This is a genomic window from Blastomonas ursincola, from assembly GCF_013607875.1.
GTDB lineage: Bacteria > Pseudomonadota > Alphaproteobacteria > Sphingomonadales > Sphingomonadaceae > Blastomonas > Blastomonas ursincola.
Window position 1 is genome coordinate 1,582,039 of sequence record NZ_VDES01000002.1, and the last position, 17,467, is coordinate 1,599,505.

13 protein-coding genes are annotated in these 17,467 nt (G+C 64.8%); 10 read left to right on the forward strand and 3 right to left on the reverse strand.

Annotated features, from left to right (window positions below):
* Positions 1–53: 53 nt before the first annotated feature.
* Positions 54–737, forward strand: a complete 684-nt coding sequence (locus FG486_RS13700) for a Crp/Fnr family transcriptional regulator (protein WP_066284611.1) — start codon at positions 54–56, stop codon at positions 735–737.
* A 533-nt stretch (positions 738–1,270) separates the two neighbouring features.
* On the opposite strand, the gene FG486_RS13705 is transcribed toward FG486_RS13700, so the two are convergent.
* A complete protein-coding gene (locus tag FG486_RS13705; RefSeq protein ID WP_023837005.1) occupies positions 1,271–1,753 on the reverse strand; it encodes an Hsp20 family protein in 483 nt (160 codons plus the stop codon).
* Positions 1,754–2,314: 561 nt separating this feature from the next.
* Here FG486_RS13705 and FG486_RS13710 point away from each other — a divergent pair.
* From FG486_RS13710 to FG486_RS13735, 6 genes are all read left to right on the forward strand, one after another.
* Positions 2,315–3,553, forward strand: a complete 1,239-nt coding sequence (locus FG486_RS13710) for a lipoprotein-releasing ABC transporter permease subunit (RefSeq protein WP_137775805.1) — start codon at positions 2,315–2,317, stop codon at positions 3,551–3,553.
* Positions 3,546–4,220 carry an ABC transporter ATP-binding protein gene (locus tag FG486_RS13715; RefSeq protein WP_023837003.1) on the forward strand — a complete coding sequence of 225 codons (675 nt, stop codon included), beginning with the start codon at positions 3,546–3,548 and terminating at the stop codon, positions 4,218–4,220. The genes FG486_RS13710 and FG486_RS13715 overlap by 8 nt, the downstream gene beginning before the upstream one ends.
* Positions 4,217–4,693 carry a glutathione peroxidase gene (locus FG486_RS13720; protein WP_066284606.1) on the forward strand — a complete coding sequence of 159 codons (477 nt, stop codon included), beginning with the start codon at positions 4,217–4,219 and terminating at the stop codon, positions 4,691–4,693. The genes FG486_RS13715 and FG486_RS13720 overlap by 4 nt, the downstream gene beginning before the upstream one ends.
* Positions 4,694–4,853: 160 nt before the next feature.
* Positions 4,854–5,192 (forward strand): hypothetical protein, encoded by a 339-nt coding sequence (locus FG486_RS13725; RefSeq protein WP_181267887.1) that lies wholly within the window; start codon positions 4,854–4,856, stop codon positions 5,190–5,192.
* Positions 5,193–5,237: 45 nt separating this feature from the next.
* On the forward strand, positions 5,238–8,723 hold the full coding sequence (gene dnaE / locus FG486_RS13730; RefSeq protein ID WP_181267888.1) for a DNA polymerase III subunit alpha: 3,486 nt from the start codon (positions 5,238–5,240) through the stop codon (positions 8,721–8,723).
* A 73-nt stretch (positions 8,724–8,796) separates the two neighbouring features.
* Positions 8,797–10,404 carry a long-chain fatty acid--CoA ligase gene (locus tag FG486_RS13735; RefSeq protein ID WP_181267889.1) on the forward strand — a complete coding sequence of 536 codons (1,608 nt, stop codon included), beginning with the start codon at positions 8,797–8,799 and terminating at the stop codon, positions 10,402–10,404.
* 219 nt (positions 10,405–10,623) lie between these two features.
* On the opposite strand, the gene FG486_RS13740 is transcribed toward FG486_RS13735, so the two are convergent.
* The gene (locus FG486_RS13740; protein WP_181267890.1) at positions 10,624–12,765 is read right to left on the reverse strand and encodes a TonB-dependent receptor; all 2,142 of its coding nucleotides are present in this window, start codon (positions 12,763–12,765) and stop codon (positions 10,624–10,626) included.
* 266 nt (positions 12,766–13,031) lie between these two features.
* Here FG486_RS13740 and acs point away from each other — a divergent pair, with 266 nt between their 5' ends.
* Entirely contained in the window at positions 13,032–14,978 is a 1,947-nt protein-coding gene (gene acs / locus FG486_RS13745) for an acetate--CoA ligase (protein WP_181267891.1), read from the forward strand.
* Between the two features lie 106 nt (positions 14,979–15,084).
* Positions 15,085–15,309: a hypothetical protein gene (locus tag FG486_RS13750; RefSeq protein WP_181267892.1), complete on the forward strand. Its 225-nt coding sequence runs from the start codon at positions 15,085–15,087 to the stop codon at positions 15,307–15,309.
* Between the two features lie 3 nt (positions 15,310–15,312).
* Here FG486_RS13750 and FG486_RS13755 read toward each other — a convergent pair whose 3' ends face one another.
* Positions 15,313–16,122 (reverse strand): prepilin peptidase, encoded by an 810-nt coding sequence (locus tag FG486_RS13755; protein ID WP_338401614.1) that lies wholly within the window; start codon positions 16,120–16,122, stop codon positions 15,313–15,315.
* A 107-nt stretch (positions 16,123–16,229) separates the two neighbouring features.
* On the opposite strand from FG486_RS13755, the gene FG486_RS13760 reads away from it, so the two are divergent.
* Positions 16,230–17,426 (forward strand): thiolase family protein, encoded by a 1,197-nt coding sequence (locus FG486_RS13760; protein ID WP_181267893.1) that lies wholly within the window; start codon positions 16,230–16,232, stop codon positions 17,424–17,426.
* Positions 17,427–17,467 lie beyond the last annotated feature (41 nt).

The window sequence follows — 17,467 nt, forward strand, 5'->3', positions numbered from 1 at the left end:
CGAGATGCTCGGCAAGGACAAAGCCGACAGAAAGGAAGGAACAAGGGGCAATCATGCACGCGAACGAGCTTGCCGCGCTGTTGGCCAGCCACAGCCTGTTCGCCGATTGCGACAATGACGAGCTGTCGGACATCATCCTGCGCGGGCATTTCGTCCGCTACCGCAAGGGGCAGGAGCTGATGGGGCAGGGGGATGATGGCGACAATCTGCTGATCATCCTGACCGGATTTGCCCGGGTGAGCATGGTGGCGAGCAACGGTCACGAGATCGTGCTCGATTATGCCGAGCCCGGCTATGTCATTGGCGAGATCGCGTTTCTGGATGGCGGACCGCGCACGGCCTCGATCGAGGCGCTGACCGAAGTGACCGCGCTTTCGCTGTCGCGGCCGGCCTTCGACGAGATTGCCGAGCGGCACGTGTCGATGCCGCGACGGATGCTCAGGGTCATGGCCAAGCGGCTGCGCCAGGCGAACGACGTGATCGAGGCGGACCGGGCCTTTACCTCCGGACCCAGGCTGGCGCGCTATCTGCTGCGCTTGATGGTTTCGGGCGCGAAGGAGGGCAAGCTCAAGCTGGACCTCAGCCAGAGCGAGCTCGGCACATTCGCGGGATTGTCACGCGAGCAGATTAATCGCCAGCTTTCCGCCTGGTCTGATGCGGGGCTGATCGAGCTCGAACAGGGACGCGTGAAGATTATCGATCGCGACACGCTGCTGGAGATTTCCGAAGCGGCCTGAACGATCGGCTAGGTGAGTTTTCGAGTTTTCCGGGGCAGGGCCAGGTTATTGCGACCCGGCCTGACCCTGCCGCCGGAAAAACCCCCGCGCCCCACGGGCGCGGGGTCCCAGTTCAGATTTTCTCCGGTGGGCGGTGCGGTAAATGCGACCCGGCCAATCCGGCCTAAGGAGAAAGCAGCGTCCTGAGCGGGCGCGGGGGGCGGGCTCGCAAGGGTCCGCCCTCTTTTTATTGCGAGCGGATGGCGATCCTATGGCCGCTCAGTCTGAGCCTGTCGAAGGCCCCGCGCACTAGGATCGAATGATAACCACGTCACCCCCGCGAAGGCGGGGGGGGCCGCTTCTGGCGAAAGTGAAGATGAAATAGCGGGATTCCCGCCTTCGCGGGAATGACGACCGAATCTGGTCAACCCTGGGCGCGGAGCCTTCGACTGGCTCAGGCTGAGCGGAGGTGGCTGGCGAGGCAGGTCGGCACAACAAAAAGGGTGGGCCGTTGCCGACCCACCCCGTTGCATTCTACCCTTTTGAGCCTGGCGTTACGCCGCCTGGCTGTCGCCTTCATCCTTGGTCGAAGCCTCGACGACCTGCAGCTTGGGGGTGCCGTTGATCGCGATCTTCTTGGGCTTCATCGCCTCGGGCACTTCACGCACCAGATCGATGGTCAGCAGGCCATCTTCCAGATTGGCGTCGCTCACCCGCACGAAATCGGCCAGCTCGAAGCGGCGTTCGAAGTTGCGGTTGGCAATGCCCATGTGCAGGAAGTTGCCGCGCGATTCGCTCTCGGCAGCCTTGCGGCCGGACACGACCAGCAGATTCTGCTGCGCGGTGATGTCGAGCTCGTTCGGCTTGAACCCGGCAACCGCGATGGTGACGCGATAGGCGTCGTCGCTGCTGCGCTCGATGTTGAACGGGGGGTAGTTGTCGCCCTGTGCAGCCCGGGCCTGGTTTTCCAGCAAGTCGAACAGCCGGTCAAAGCCAACGGTGGTGCGGCGATAGGGGGTGAAATCAAAACGGTTCATCTTCAAAATCCTTGTTCAAGCGATTTCAAATGGTTGAAGCCCGCTGCTGCGGCACTTCGGACGATGTGAACCACCCTGACGGCGTGGGCCACGCGATAAATCTAGGCGCTGGAAATCGCGTTTCAAGATCATTTTTTTGAAGAAGGGGATGCCCGCGGGGCGGCACAGCCCGGCGTCTGCAGCAGAAGAAAAAAGAGCGTCCGGCCCCCAAGACCCGGACGCTCTTTATCAGGTTCATATCGCGCGCTGATGCCCAAAAGCCTCGCTCGCAAATCCTGAACCCTCGGTAACCGCCGCTTTCCCCAAAACGACGGAAACTATCCCCGAACCCATGGCCGTAGCCGCTTGATCCGCGCTGTCATGATTCCGTAATGCGGGCTCAGGCGCTAGGGGAATTCGCGGCTTGCCGTCATTTTTGATCCTTTCTGTGTTTTATGTGCAACACGCCTTCGTTCAGGGATCAGCCATTGTCAGCCTTGCATGCGCTGGTTAATGGAAAAAGCCGAGCAGCGCCGCTGATCCCCCGGACGGCGCCAGTTCCGAAAGGATCATTCCCCCTCCATGCTGTCCACATTCGAATGGACGATCGCCAAGCGCTATCTGCTGCCCGGTCGCGGCGAGGCCTTTATCTTCCTGGTCGCCGGGATCAGCCTGGTCGCGGTGGCGCTGGGCGTTGCGGCGCTGATCATCGTGATGAGCGTGATGAACGGCTTTCGCGCCGAACTGCTCGACAAGATCGTCGGGCTGAACGGCCATGCGGTGGTGCAGGGCTATGGCGGGCGGCTCAACGATTGGCAGGACATCCTCAAGGAGACGCGCCGGATGGACGGCGTCGTCGCCGCATCGCCGCTGATCGAGCAGCCGCTGCTGATCAATTTCGACGGCCGCGTGGAAGCGGTGCTGGTGCGCGGCACCGATGCGCCCGATATCGCCGCGCTCAAGGACAAGACCGTGCTGGGCTCGGTCGCCGAGCTCAAGGCGGGCGCGTCGAAGGTCGCGCTCGGATCGCGGCTGGCGCAGAATCTGGGTGTCAGGATCGGCGACAAGATCACCATCATCAATCCGGCGGGGCGTGCGACCCCGTTCGGCACCGTGCCGCGCGAGATATTGTACGAGGTCTCCGCGATCGTCGAGATCGGCGTCTATGACTATGACAAGGCGTTCGTCATCATGCCGATCAGGGACGCGCAGCTCCTGCTGCTGCTGGGCGATCAGGTCGGCATGATCGAGGTGACGACGCGCGATGCCGATCAGGTGCGAGAGATCCTGGCGCCGCTGGAGCAGAAGCTGCGCGGTCAGGCAGTGGTCAACGACTGGCGCACGATCAACGCCTCGCTGTTCGAGGCGCTGGCGGTGGAACGCGTCGCGATGTTCATCGTGTTGTCGATCATCATCCTGGTCGCGGTGTTCAACATCCTGTCGTCGCTGATCATGCTGGTGCGCGCCAAGACCCGCGACATCGCGATCCTGCGCACGATGGGGGCAAGCCGCAACTCGCTGCTCAAGATCTTCATCACGGTGGGGCTGATCATCGGATCGCTCGGCACGGTCGCCGGGCTGGGGCTGGGCTTCGTCTTCCTCTATTTCCGGCAGAGCATCGTGCTGTTCGTCCAGTTCGTGACCGGTCAGCAGCTCTGGGACCCCTCGATCCGTTTCCTGACCGAACTGCCCAGCCGCACCGATCCTTTCGAAGTGGGAGGGATTGCGCTGATGGCGCTGCTGTTCAGTTTCCTCGCGACGCTCTATCCCGCCTTCAAGGCGTCCTCGACCGATCCCGTGCAGGTGCTGCGCTATGAGTGATGCCGTCATCCTGCTCACCGATGTCCGCCGCAGCTTCGCCCAGGGCGGCGTCACCATTGACGTGCTCAAGGGCGTCAATCTGGCGGTCGAACCGGGCGAGATCGTCGGGCTGCTCGGACCTTCGGGCTCGGGCAAGTCAACAATGCTGCAGGCCGTGGGCCTGCTCGAGGGCGGCTTTACCGGGTCCATCCGCATCGCGGGCGAAGAGGCGGCGCAGTTGAACAGCAACGGCCGCACCCGGCTGCGCAAGACCGCGCTGGGTTTCGTCTATCAGTTCCACCATCTGCTGCCCGACTTTACCGCGCGCGAGAATGTCGTGCTGCCGCAGCTGATCATGGGCCGCACCCGCGACGAGGCATCGGACCGGGCAGCGGAACTGCTTTCCCGTCTCGGGCTCGGCCAGCGGCTCGACCATCGCCCCAGCCAGCTGTCGGGCGGCGAGCAGCAGCGCGTCGCCGTCGCGCGTGCGCTGGCGAACCGGCCGAAGGTCGTGCTTGCCGACGAACCGACCGGAAATCTGGACGAGGCGACCGCCGACAGAGTGTTCGACGAGTTCCTGCATCTTGTAAGGGAAGAGGGCAGCGCGGCATTGGTGGCCACCCATAACGAAAGACTGGCCACGCGCATGGACCGGGTTGTCCGCCTGCACGATGGAAGGATCGCATGACCGTTTTCGATTACACGATGCCGCTGCCCGATGGCAGCTCCAAGCCGCTTTCCGATTATCAGGGCCAGGTGCTGCTGATCGTCAACACTGCCTCCAAATGCGGGTTCACGCCGCAATATGAGGGTCTCGAGGGGCTGCATCGCGAATACAAGGATCGCGGTTTCGAGGTGCTCGGCTATCCGTGCAACCAGTTCGGCGCGCAGGAGCCGGGCGATGCGGAGGAGATCAAGAACTTCTGCTCGCTGACCTATGACGTGACCTTCCCGCTTTCGGCCAAGATCGCGGTCAATGGCGAGGAAGCCGATCCGCTCTGGAAATATCTCAAGAGCCAGCAGGCCGGGCTGATGGGCAGCCGCGCGATAAAGTGGAATTTCACCAAGTTCCTGATCGATCGCAAGGGTAACGTGGTTGCCCGCTATGGCTCGATGGTGAAGCCGGAGCAGATCAAGGCGGATATCGAGAAGCTGCTGTAACGGCAGGCGCTCGACACGCGAAATTTCGGCGTTACTCTCCCGTCATTCCCGCGAACGCGGGAATCCCGCTTTTTCGCCGATTATCAGCACAAGCGGGACCCCCGCCTGCGCGGGGGTGACGAGGAAGCAATACCAGCATTGCAGCAAGGACACCGCACCGATGATCGACGCCATCAGCACCTGGGCCAACGGACTGGGCGCGCAATATGGCGTCAATCCGGTGATCTTCGCGAGCATCTATATCGGCGCGATCCCGCTGTTTCTCGCCAGCATCGCCTGGCTGGTGCGCAACGCGCGGGCGGGCAAGCCGACGGTGCTGCCGGTGATGTGCGCGGGCGCCTGTTTCGTATCGGCCTATGTCTATCTCGCCATTGCCGGGCGCAACATTCCCGTCTGGGTTTGGGTCTTCCTCGCCGTGCTGATCCTCTACGGCATCTGGTCGACCGTGCGCGATGTCCGCCGCAAGATCGCGGCCAAGGATTTATCCACCGGGGAGTGATCCGCGCCGGTTTTCGAATCGCGGACTAGTCGGTAGCTTCTGCCCATGGCCTATGAACCCTTCGTCCCGCTGCGCGTGTTCAGCGCCTATACGATGCTCGAAGGCGCGATCGAGCCAAAGGCGATCGCCAAGACCGCGCATGCGCGAGGCTTCCCGGCCATCGCGCTGGCGGATCGCAACGGCCTCTATGCGGGCATGGCCTTTGCCGATGGCTGTTTCGATGCGGGCATCCAACCGATCATCGGCACCTTGCTGTGCGTTGCACGACCCGGCAGCAACCCTGCCGCGCCGGTGCTCGACTGGTTGGCACTCTATGCGCAGAACGAGAAGGGCTATGACAACCTCTGCGATCTCGTCTCGCACGCACATCTCGACCGTCCGCTCGAACTGCCCGCGCACGTGCCGTTCGAACGGCTGGAGGGACGCACCGATGGCGTGATCGCGCTAACCGCTGCGGGCGAGGGCGCACTGGTCAAGCTGCTTGCGGCAGGACAGCAGCAAGAGGCCGAAAGCTATTGCGACCAGCTCCAGGCGCTGTTCGGCGATCGTTTGTATATCGAGCTGTGCCGCCGCGGCGAGGAGATCGAGACGCTGGCGGAAAACGCGCTGCTCGATCTCGCCTATGCGCGCGGCCTGCCGCTCGTTGCGACCAACCCCGCCTGCTATGCCGATCCCGGCTTCCATGCCGCGCATGATGCGATGCTGTGCATCGCGCGCGGCGAATATGTTGGCGCTGCCAATCGCGATCGCAGTTCGCCCGAGGCGTGGATCAAGTCCGCGCCGATGATGCGCGAGCTGTTCAGCGATCTGCCCGAAGCCCTGGTCAACACGCTCGTCGTCGCGCAGCGCTGTGCCTATGCGCCGCCCAAGCGCAAGCCGATCCTGCCCAGCCTCGCGGGCGACCTCGAGGGCGAGGCGGCGCAGCTGCGCGCCGATGCGTTTGCGGGCCTGGAAAAGCGGCTCGAGGCCTATACCGATCTGACCGAGGAAGAGCGCAAGGCCTATTTCGACCGGCTCGCGTTCGAGGTCGACGTGATCGTCGGCATGGGCTTTCCGGGTTACTTCCTGATCGTGGCCGATTTCATCAAATGGGCCAAGGATCATAACATCCCGGTGGGGCCGGGCCGCGGATCGGGTGCGGGCTCGGCGGTCGCCTGGGCACTGACGATCACCGATCTCGACCCGATCAAGCTAGGGCTGCTGTTCGAACGCTTCCTCAACCCCGAACGCGTGTCGATGCCCGACTTCGATATCGACTTCTGCGAAACGCGGCGCGGCGAAGTGATCCGCTATGTGCAGCAGAAATATGGCCGCGACCATGTCGCGCAGATCATCACCTTCGGAAAGCTCAAGGCGCGCGCGGTGCTGCGCGATACGGGCCGCGTGCTGCAGATGGGCTATGGCCGGATCGATGGGCTGTGCAAGCTCGTCCCCAACCATCCGACCGATCCGTGGAAGCTCGACCGCGCGCTGGCCGGGGTCGACGAGCTGCGCAACCAGTATCGCGACGATGCGGAGGTCAAGACGCTGTTCGACCTGGCGATGCAGCTCGAAGGTCTGCCGCGCCACAGCTCCACCCATGCCGCCGGTGTCGTCATCGGCGACCGTCCGCTGGCGCAGCTGGTGCCGCTCTATCGCGATCCGCGATCGGAGATGCCGGTGACGCAGTTCGACATGAAATATGTCGAGACGGCGGGCCTCGTGAAATTCGACTTTCTCGGCCTCAAGACGCTGTCGGTGCTGCACAAGGCAGTCGAGATGCTGGCGAAACGCGGCGTCGAGGTCGATCTGTCGCGGCTGCCCTGGGACGATGCCAAGACCTATGAGCTGTTGAAGCGCGGCGATACGGTCGGCGTGTTCCAGCTGGAATCGGAAGGCATGCGCCGCACGCTGGCGCAGGTGAAGCCGACCGCTTTCGGCGACATCATCGCGCTCGTGTCGCTCTATCGCCCGGGGCCGATGGACAATATCCCGAGCTTCGGCGCGCGCAAGAACGGGCGCGAGCCGATCACCTATCCGCACCCGCTGCTCGAGGATATCCTGAAAGAGACCTACGGCATCATCGTCTATCAGGAACAGGTGATGCAGGCGGCGCAGGTGCTCGCGGGCTATTCGCTCGGCGACGCGGACCTTCTGCGCCGCGCGATGGGCAAGAAGATCCAGGCGGAGATGGACAAGCAACGCGGCCGCTTCGTCGAGGGCGCCGCGAAGAACGATATCGATGCGAAAAAGGCCAACGAGCTGTTCGACTTGATCGACAAGTTCGCTGGCTATGGCTTCAACAAGTCGCACGCTGCGGCCTATGCGCTGCTCGCGTACCAGACGGCCTGGCTCAAGGCGCATCACCCGCATGAGTTCTTTGCCGCCTCGATGTGCTTCGACATGCATCAGAGCGACAAGCTCAATATCTTCGTCGACGACATGCGCAGGCTGGGCATCGTGTGTCTGCCGCCGTGCATCAATGCGAGCGAGGCCGAATTTTCGGTCGAGCAGACCGAGGAGGGGCTGGCGGTGCGCTATGCGCTCGCGGGGCTCAAGAATGTCGGCGAAAAGGCGATGGAGGGCGTGGTGGCGACGCGCCAAGCCGGAGGCCCGTTCAAGTCGCTGGGCGATCTCGCCGACCGGATCGACGCGGGAGCTGTCAACAAGCGCCAGATCGAGAGCCTTGCTGCAGCGGGCGCCTTTGATGGCCTCGGGCTCGAGCGCTCGGTTGTTCATGCCTCGGCCGACACGGTAATGGCGGTCGCCGCCGAAGCGCAGCGCCAGCGGACCAGCGGCCAGGGCGGGCTGTTCGGCGATGTCCAGCAGCCGGGCCAGTCGCTGCGGCTTGCCGCCGTCAAGCCCTGGGCGATGGGCGAGAAGATGACCTATGAACGCGAGGCGTTCGGCTTCTTCTTTTCCGCGCATCCGGTGACCGAATTTGCCGCGACCGCCAAGGCGCAGGGCGCGCGGCCCTATCAGCTGCTGGTCGATACGCTCGAGGTGCGCGTCGGCGAGCGCAAGACGGCGAAGGTCGCAGCCCTGGTCGAAGGTTGCAACCGGCGGCAATCCAAGCGCGGCAGCACCTTCGTGATGGTCGACCTGTCCGACGAGAGCGGTCAGTTCTCGGCCAGCTCGTTCGACGACGAGATCGTCGCTTCGATGCCTGAATGGGCGGCGCAATCGGCGTGCCTGCTGATCGAGCTGGAATTCGACCGGTCCAGCGAGGAACAGGCACCGCGCGCAACGATCCGCCGGGCAAGGCCGCTCGACCAGATCAAGGTCGTGCTGCGGCACCGCGCGCATGTAGACGTGCACCATCCCGATGCGCTGTCGCGGCTGGCCGAACTCGTCGGGCCGGCTGGAAGCGGGCAGGACGAACTGCACGCGCGGCTGATCATGGGCGAGGGGCGGGTGATGCCGGTGTGCCTCGGCAACCGCTTCCGGCTCGATGGTGAAGCGCAGGCTGCGCTGCGCCTGGTCGAGGGGCTGAACGTGCGCGAGATCGAACAGCTTGCCGCCGGACGCCCGGAATTGCGCCTCGTCAGTTGACTTGCCCGCCGCTTCGGGCTTTCTCATCCAGGTTGAACCGGCTCCCTGCGAGAGCCTCAAGATCTGGGAGAGAATGATGATCGTTGGCGGAATGCAGGATTATGAATTGCGTGTGATGCGGCTGCTCGACCATGCCGAGCGCGAAAGCAGCACGCGCGAAATCGTCACCCGTTGGGCGGACGGCAGCCAGACCCGTACCCATTGGGCAGGGGTTGCGCGCGACGCGCGGCGTCTGGCGAGCGCGCTGGCGAAGCTGGGCCTGCAACCCGGCGACCGCGTCGCGACGCTCGCGATGAACCATAGCCGCCATCTTGTCGCCTGGTATGGCGCGATCGGCATGGGCGGGGTGATCCACACCATCAACCCGCGCCTGTTCGACGAGCAGCTCGAATATATCGCCAACCATGCCGAAGACCGCGTGCTGTGCTATGACGCAGCGTTCCAGCCGATCATCGACAAGATGAAGAGCCGCTGGACGACGATCGAGCATTATGTCTGCTTCGACCCGCCCGCCGGATCGGACGTACAAGGCTTCGAGGCGCTGCTGGAAACGGGCGACGAGGGCTATCGCTGGCACGAAGGCTCGGAGCGCGACCCGTGCATGCTCTGCTACACCTCGGGCACCACGGGTAATCCCAAGGGCGTGCTTTACGAGCACCGCTCGACCGTGATCCATGCGATGGCCGAGATGCAGCCGGCGGTGTTCAGCCTGTCGCCGCAATCGGTGGCCTTGCCCGTCGTGCCGATGTTCCACGCCGCCGCCTGGGGCCTGCCCTTTGCCGGCGCGGCAGCGGGGATCAAGTTCGTCTTTTCCGCGGTCAACGATCCTGCCGTGCTGTGCGACCTCATGAACACCGAAAAGGTCACGCACTCGGCCGGCGTGCCCACCGTGTGGCTCGCGATGTTCCAGCATATCGATGCCACGGGCAAGAAGCCCGAATATCTGCAGGTCGTCACCATCGGCGGATCGGCCGCGCCGCGCGCGATGTGCGAGCGGATCATGAAGATGGGCGCGCGGATGAACCATGCCTGGGGCATGACCGAAACCTCGCCGATTGGCACCATGGGCGCGCCGTCGCCCGATTGGGACGATCTCGATTTCGAAGCACAGCTCGATCTGGTCACCAAGCAGGGGCGGGTGCCATTCGGCGTCGAGCTTCGCGTGGTCGATGACGAGGGCAACGTGCTGCCGCGCGACGGCAAGTCGAGCGGGCGGCTGCAGATCAAGGGGCCGTGGATCATCAAGCGCTATTTCAAGGCGGAGAACGACGCGCTGACCGAGGACGGCTGGTTCGACACCGGCGACGTTTCGGTGATCCATCCCGATGGCGTGATGCAGATCACCGACCGCGCCAAGGACGTGATCAAGTCGGGCGGCGAATGGATCAGCTCGGTCGATCTGGAAAACGCGGCGGTCGGCATGCCCGATGTCGCGGAAGCCGCCGCGATCGGCCTGCCGCACCCCAAATGGGACGAGCGCCCGCTGCTGCTGGTGGTGCCCAAGCCCGGTACCAGCCCCAGCAAGGACGCGATTCTGGCGCACCTGTCGGCGCATGTCGCCAAATGGTGGCTGCCCGATGATATCGTGTTCGTCGACTCGCTGCCGCACAGCGCGACCGGCAAGCTGCTCAAGACCGCGCTGCGCGATCAGTTCCGGGACCACGTGCTGCCGACGGTGTGACGTGCAGCTAAAATCCTCCCCCAGCTCGCTGGGGGAGGGGGACCGCCCGCGAAGCGGGTGGTGGAGGGGCAGCGAATGCGCGCTCCCCTCTGAGCTACAGTGCCAACCGGCTTCCCCTCCACCGCTGACCTGCGGCCAGCGGTCCCCCTCCCCGAGACAAGCTCGGGGAGGATTTTGACCCTCGTCACCCCTGCCGCAAGCGAGAGGGGTGAGCCTCGATCAGAAGCTGAAGCGCGCCGAGATACGGAAATCGCGGCCGCTCAAGGGTGCGAAGTCCTTGGTGAAGCTGGCGGCGCGGCGGCCGATCACGTCGAAGATGTTGTTCGCCGATGCGATCAGCGTCACCCCGCGCGAGGCGCCGAACGGCTTCCACGAGGCGCTGGCATTGACCAGGGTGAAGCCCTCGGTCGGCGTCTCGAAATTGGCGTTGCGCTCCTGGTCGTCAAACCATTCGACCTCGGCGCGCAGGTTCAGCACATCGCTCTGCGCCTCAAGTCCACCGAGCAGGCGCAGCGGCGGGATGCGCGGCACCGGGCCCAGGCCGTCGAGCGAGGCATGGACATAATCGGCGACGCCATCGGCGATGAACTTGAACGATCCGGCGCGCGCGAACACCACCGAAGCTTCGGCTTCGATGCCGTAATATTTCGCATCGTTCTGGATGAACTGGAAGACCGGCAGATCATCCTCTTCCAGTCCCGTGGGCACGTCGATGATGAAATCGTCGAAGCGGTTGTAGAAGCCGGTGAGCGAGAGATTCACGTCCGGGGTCGAATAGCGGATATAGGCCTCGCCGCCCCAGCTCTTCTCGGTCGTGAAATTCGGGTTGCCGATCTCGAAGGCTTGCGTGGCGATATGCGGTCCGTTGGAGAACAGCTCCTCGGCGGCCGGCGCGCGCTGGGCGCGGTTGAGGTTCACGCCGATGCGCAGCTGGTCGGTCGGCAGATAGGCCAGGCCCGCCGCAAACGAATAGGAGTTGAAGCGCCGCTCGACCCCCACATCCTGCGACTTGACCACGACGCGGTCGAAACGGCCTGCGCCTTCGAGTTCGATCTTGCCGAGCCGCACTTCCTGCAGCGTGAAGATGCCGACCTGATCGGTGGTGTTGGGCGGAACGAAGGCTTCCGCGCCGATCGCACTGAAATCGCGATGGACATATTGCACCCCGGTCGCGCCGCGCCAACCGCCACGCTCGCGCTGCACCAGTTCGAGCCGCGATTCGATGCCGTTGTTGCGGAACACGGTGCCGACCTCGTCGCCCTCGAACTCGGTCTGCTTGAAATCGGCATAGGCCGCGCGCAGGCGCAGCGCCTCGAAGAATCCGGGCAGATCGACCTGGCCGCGGAAATCGACCTTGAACTGGTCGAGACCGATGGTGACGGGGCCTTCTTCCTCTTCGCCGCCAGCTTCGCCTTCTTCCTCACCGTGATGATGGCCAGCGCCGGGGCGCTCGGGGACGCCGTACAGGCTGTTGTAATAGCTGCCCGAAATACCGAAGCTGCCGCCTTCGCCGATATAGGCCAGGCCCGCGCCGAAGCTGTAGGTTTCGGTACCGGTATTGGGGATGCGGCCGCGCAGACCGGCCAGTTCCTCGGCTTCAGCGGACTCCTCGAGATTGCCCTCGGCGCGCTCTTCCGCGGCCTCTTCGAGCTGCTCGGCGCGAAGACCGGGCGACAGCACGAAGCCGCCCACACGCAGGTCGTCGGACTTGCGGTAGCTGCCATCAAGGTGGAGCACCAGCTTCGAGGTCAGCGGAACATCGAGGCTCGCGCCGATGCTGCGCTCGTCCGCAGCCGATCCGTAAGTGGTGAGCGCGTCGAGATGAAACGGCTCTTCTGGCACCTCGCGCGGGATGCGCTTGTCGATCGCATTGACTGCACCGCCGACCGCCTGGCCGCCGAACAACAGCACCGCAGGGCCGCGCAGCACCTCGACCCGATCGAGGATGATCGGCTCGACCGTGACGCCGTGGTCGGGCGAGGTGTTCGACACGTCGATCGTGCCGATGCCGTCGGTGAGCACGCGGATGCGCTCGCCCTGGAAGCCGCGCAGCACAGGGCGCGAAGCGCCAGGCGAGAAGCTGGTCGCCGAGACGCCGGGCAGCTTGGTCAGCGCGTCGCCGATCTGGGCACGCGCTTCGCGCGCCAGAGTGTCGCCCGAAAGCTCGGACGTGCCGGCGAGAATGCTGAGATCGCGGACGAACGGCGCGGTGACGATGATCCCGCCGCTCTTGTGGAAGTCATCGTCTTCCTGTGCGGTTTCCTCGGCTTGAGCGGCCTGCTGCGCCAGCGCGGGAAGCGGGGCAAGCAGCGCGGTGGCGAGCGAAAGCGACGAGGTAACGGTGAGAAGCGTGCGACGCATGTTCTGTTATGCTCCCTGGGGACTCTGAAAAAGGAAGAAAGGCTGCCGTTGACCGGCAATCCGGTGCCCGCTGCCCGGGCGCTATAGGCCTTGCCATGCACCCAAAACCGCGGAGTCGGAGGGGCGGCTAGCACTCGTGTAATGTTATATCAATCGCTATTTGACGAGGATATGACAGTTTGCGACGGGTTGCTCGTGCAGATGCCCTCGGGCAGAAAGGGCGACGAAGCGGCCGTCAAGGCCGTCATCGTGCGAGGACCCGAAAGATGAGCCATGAGACCGCTGCCGAGCCGCTGATCCCGGCACCCGAGGATGCACAGACCTGGTGCACGCCGACGCAATATGCGGAACTCTATGCGGCGTCGTTGCGCGATCCGGACGGATTCTGGGCGCTTCAGGCGGACCGCATCGACTGGAGTTCGAGACCGACGCATATCAACCGTTCGAGCTTCGATCCGGTGCGCATCCGCTGGTATGACGATGGCGAGCTCAACCTGTGCTACAACGCGGTCGACCGGCATGTGCTGGCGGGGCATGGTGCGGATACGGCGTTGATCTGGGAAGGCGACACCCCCGGCGAAGTCCGCTCGTTGAGCTATGACGCACTGCTGGCCGAGGTGCAGAGGTTCGCCGGTACACTCACCGCGCTGGGCGTGGTCCGGGGCGACCGGGTGACCATCTACATGCCGATGGTGCTCGAAGGCGCGATCGCAATGCTCGCCTGCGCCCGCATCGGCGCGATCCATTCGGTGGTGTTCGGCGGTTTCTCGCCCGAGGCGCTCGCCGGAAGGATCGAGGATTGCGCGAGCCGGTTCATCGTCACCGCCGATGCCGGGATGCGCGGGGGCAAGACGGTGCCGCTCAAGGCCAATGTCGATGCCGCGCTCGCCGATCACGGGATCAGCGTCGATGCGGTGCTGGTCGTGCGCCATACGGGTGCCGAAATCGCGATGACCGAGGGGCGCGACCACTGGTATCACGAACTGTCCGCGACCGTGCCTGCGACCTGCCCATGCGCGCCGATGGCGGCGGAGGATCCGTTGTTCATCCTCTACACCTCCGGATCGACGGGCAAGCCCAAGGGCGTGCTGCACACCACGGGCGGCTATGCGGTCTGGGTCGCGACGACCTTTCACTATGCCTTCGATTACCGCCCGGGCGAGGTCTATTGGTGCACCGCCGATATCGGCTGGGTCACCGGGCACAGCTATTCGGTCTATGGCCCGCTGCTCAACCGCGCAACCAGCCTGCTGTTCGAAGGCGTGCCCAACCATCCTGATCACAGCCGCTTCTGGGACATGTGCGAGCGGCACGGCGTCAACATCTTCTACACCGCGCCCACCGCGATCCGCGCGCTGATGCGCGAGGGCGAAGCGCCGGTGGAGAAGCACGACCTTTCCGCGCTGCGGCTGATCGGATCGGTCGGCGAGCCGATCAATCCCGAGGCCTGGCGCTGGTATCGCCGCACCGTGGGCAAGGACGCGGCGCCGGTGATCGACACCTGGTGGCAGACCGAGACCGGCGGCATCATGATCACGACGCTGCCGTATGCGCATGCGATGCGGCCGGGCAGCGCGGGCCTGCCGTTCTTCGGCATCCAGCCCGAACTGGTCGATGCCGATGGCAACATTCTCGACGGCGCGACCGAGGGCAATCTGTGCATCGCCGCCTCCTGGCCCGGCCAGGCGCGCACGGTCTATGGCGATCACGAGCGCTTCGTGCAGACCTATTTCAGCACCTACAAGGGCAAGTATTTCACCGGCGACGGCTGCAAGCGCGATGAGGACGGCTATTACCGCATCACTGGCCGCGTGGACGATGTCATCAATGTCTCGGGCCATCGCATGGGCACCGCCGAGGTCGAAAGCGCGCTGGTGCTGCACCCGCGCGTTGCCGAAGCTGCTGTGGTGGGCTTCCCGCACGACATCAAGGGGCAGGGCGTCTATTGCTATGTGACCCTCAATGTCGGCGAGGAGGCCGACGACGCGCTGGCCGGGGAGCTGAAGGCGCTGGTCCGCAAGGAAATCGGCCCGATCGCGACGCCCGACCATCTGCATTTCACGCCCGCGCTGCCCAAGACGCGCAGCGGCAAGATCATGCGACGCATCCTGCGCAAGATCGCGGAGAACGATTTCGGTTCGCTCGGCGATACCAGCACGCTTGCCGACCCGTCGGTGGTCGATGCGCTGATCGAGGGGCGCAAGGCGATGTGAAACCGCTGGTCAGTCGGACCGCGACCTGCCATGGTGGAGCATCGGCTTGGCTATTACGTCGTTCGATTTCTGCGCGACCGCAGCTTAAACCGAAAGCATTCCCATCATGTTGCACCACCTTCGGGCGACGGCCGTTGTCGCCGGTCTGTTCGGCCTTGTCGCCTTGCCCTTTGTCGCGGTGATGCTGGTCCTGCTCGCCATTGGCGCGTCTTCGGGTCTGGTGATCGGCCTCGGCTTCATGGCGCTGCTGGCCAGCTGTACGATCGCCGTGTCGCAGCCTGGCCAGACATTTCTGAGCGATAACCTACGCAGAGCCACTCGCCGCAGCTGATCCTCAGCCGCTCAGCCCGGCCAGAGCCACCGGCCAGGCGGCAAGCGCCATCAGCGTCCCCAGTGGGAAGCGGGTGGCGGCATCGAGATCATGGCCGCGGCGCTGCAGCACCAACGCGACGGCAAGCCCGAGGCCGCTGGCGATCAGCAGCACGAGGGGCAGCGCCTGCCAGCCGAGCCACAGCCCGATCGCGCCGAGCAGCAGCGGATCACCGCCGCCGAGCCCTTCGCGCCCGCGCGTCAGCCGATAGAGCAGCGCGATCAGCCACAGTCCGCCGCAACCAGCGCCTGCGCCGATCAGGCGGCTGGTCCAGTCGGGCGGGATGTCTAGCGCAGCGCCTGCTAGTGCGCCCAATGCCAGCGCTGCGTTAAGCGGATGCGGCAGCCAGTAATGGCGCAGATCGAGCAGCGCGAGCGGGAGGAGCAGCCAGCCAAATGCCGCTATCGCCAGTCCCTCTGCGCCCGGATGCACCGCCAGCGATAGCGCTCCGATCAGCGCCGCGCTGAGCTCGATCGCGAAGCAATGCCATCCGATGGCCGTCCCGCATGCTGCACATCTCCCGCGCAGCAAAATATACGATATCAACGGTATAAGCTGCCAAGGCTTCAGCTGCGCGCCGCACGCATCGCATTGCGACCGCCCGGTCAGGATCGATCGCCCCGCAGGCCAGCGCACCACCAGCGCGCCGATAAAGCTGCCGAAGATTGCGCCAAGGATCGCCGCTGCAAGGGGCGCGATCACCGGATGGTCAAGCAGCGGCGCATACATAGCGAAATTGGCCCAATGCCGGGGATCGGCAGCGCCATTGCGCATAGCGGCTCGCCCCGAGACAGGCCAAGCGCTTTGTACTCCAAGCCTCTTGCAATCGCGCTGGCCCTAGGGGAAGGCGCTTTCACCACATTCGAAAAGGGACTCATGCCATGACCGCATTTTCCGCCGCCGATCCCGTTGTCATCGTCTCCTATGCGCGCACGCCGATGGGCAGCTTCCAGGGTTCGCTCTCGGGCGCCAGCGCCACCGATCTCGGCGCGACCGCCGTCAAGGCGGCGGTCGAGCGGGCAGGGGTTTCGGGCGATGCAATCGAGCGCATCTATATGGGCTGCGTGCTGCCCGCCGGCCTCGGTCAGGCCCCGGCGCGCCAGGCCGCGCTCAAGGCCGGCCTGCCGCAGTCGGTCGAGGCGACCACGGTGAACAAGATGTGCGGCAGCGGCATGCAGGCGACGATCATGGGGGCAGAGGCGCTGGCCTCGGGCTCGGTCGATCTGCTGGTGGCGGGAGGCATGGAGAGCATGACCAACGCGCCCTATCTGCTCACCAAGCATCGCGGCGGCGCGCGGATCGGCCATGACCGGGTCATGGACCATATGTTCCTCGATGGCCTGGAAGACGCCTATGAGCCAGGCCGCGCAATGGGCAGCTTTGCCGAGGAAACCGCAGGCGAATATCAGTTCACCCGCCAGGACCAGGACGATTACGCGATCGCCTCGCTTACCCGCGCGCAGAAGGCGCAGAGCAGCGGCGGGTTTGACCGCGAGATCGTCCCCGTCGAGATCACCGGCCGCAAGGGCACCGAGACGATCGACAAGGACGAACAGCCGCTCAAGGGCGATGCCTCGAAGATTCCCAGCCTGAAGCCTGCGTTCGCCAAGGACGGCACGATCACCGCTGCCAATGCCTCGTCGATCTCCGATGGTGCGGCAGCGCTGCTGCTGACCCGGCAGAGCGTGGCCGACAGGCTGGGCCTCAAGCCCGTCGCGCGGATCGTGTCGCACGCGGCACATGCCCACGCGCCGGCGCGCTTCACCACCGCGCCGGTCGATGCCAGCCGCAAGGCGCTGGAGAAGGCGGGCTGGAGCGTCGACGATGTCGATCTGTTCGAGGTCAACGAGGCGTTCGCCTGCGTGTCGATGATCGCAATGCGCGACCTCGGCATTCCGCACGACAAGATCAACGTGCATGGCGGCGCGACCGCGCTGGGCCATCCGATCGGCGCGAGCGGTGCGCGAATCATCGCAACGCTGGTTTCTGCCCTGCAGACGCATGGCGGCAAGCGCGGCCTGGCATCGCTCTGCATCGGTGGCGGCGAGGCGACGGCGGTTGCGGTCGAGCTGATCTGATCCCCTGAAGCCCGGCCTGTCAGTAGGGCAGGCCGGGGCTT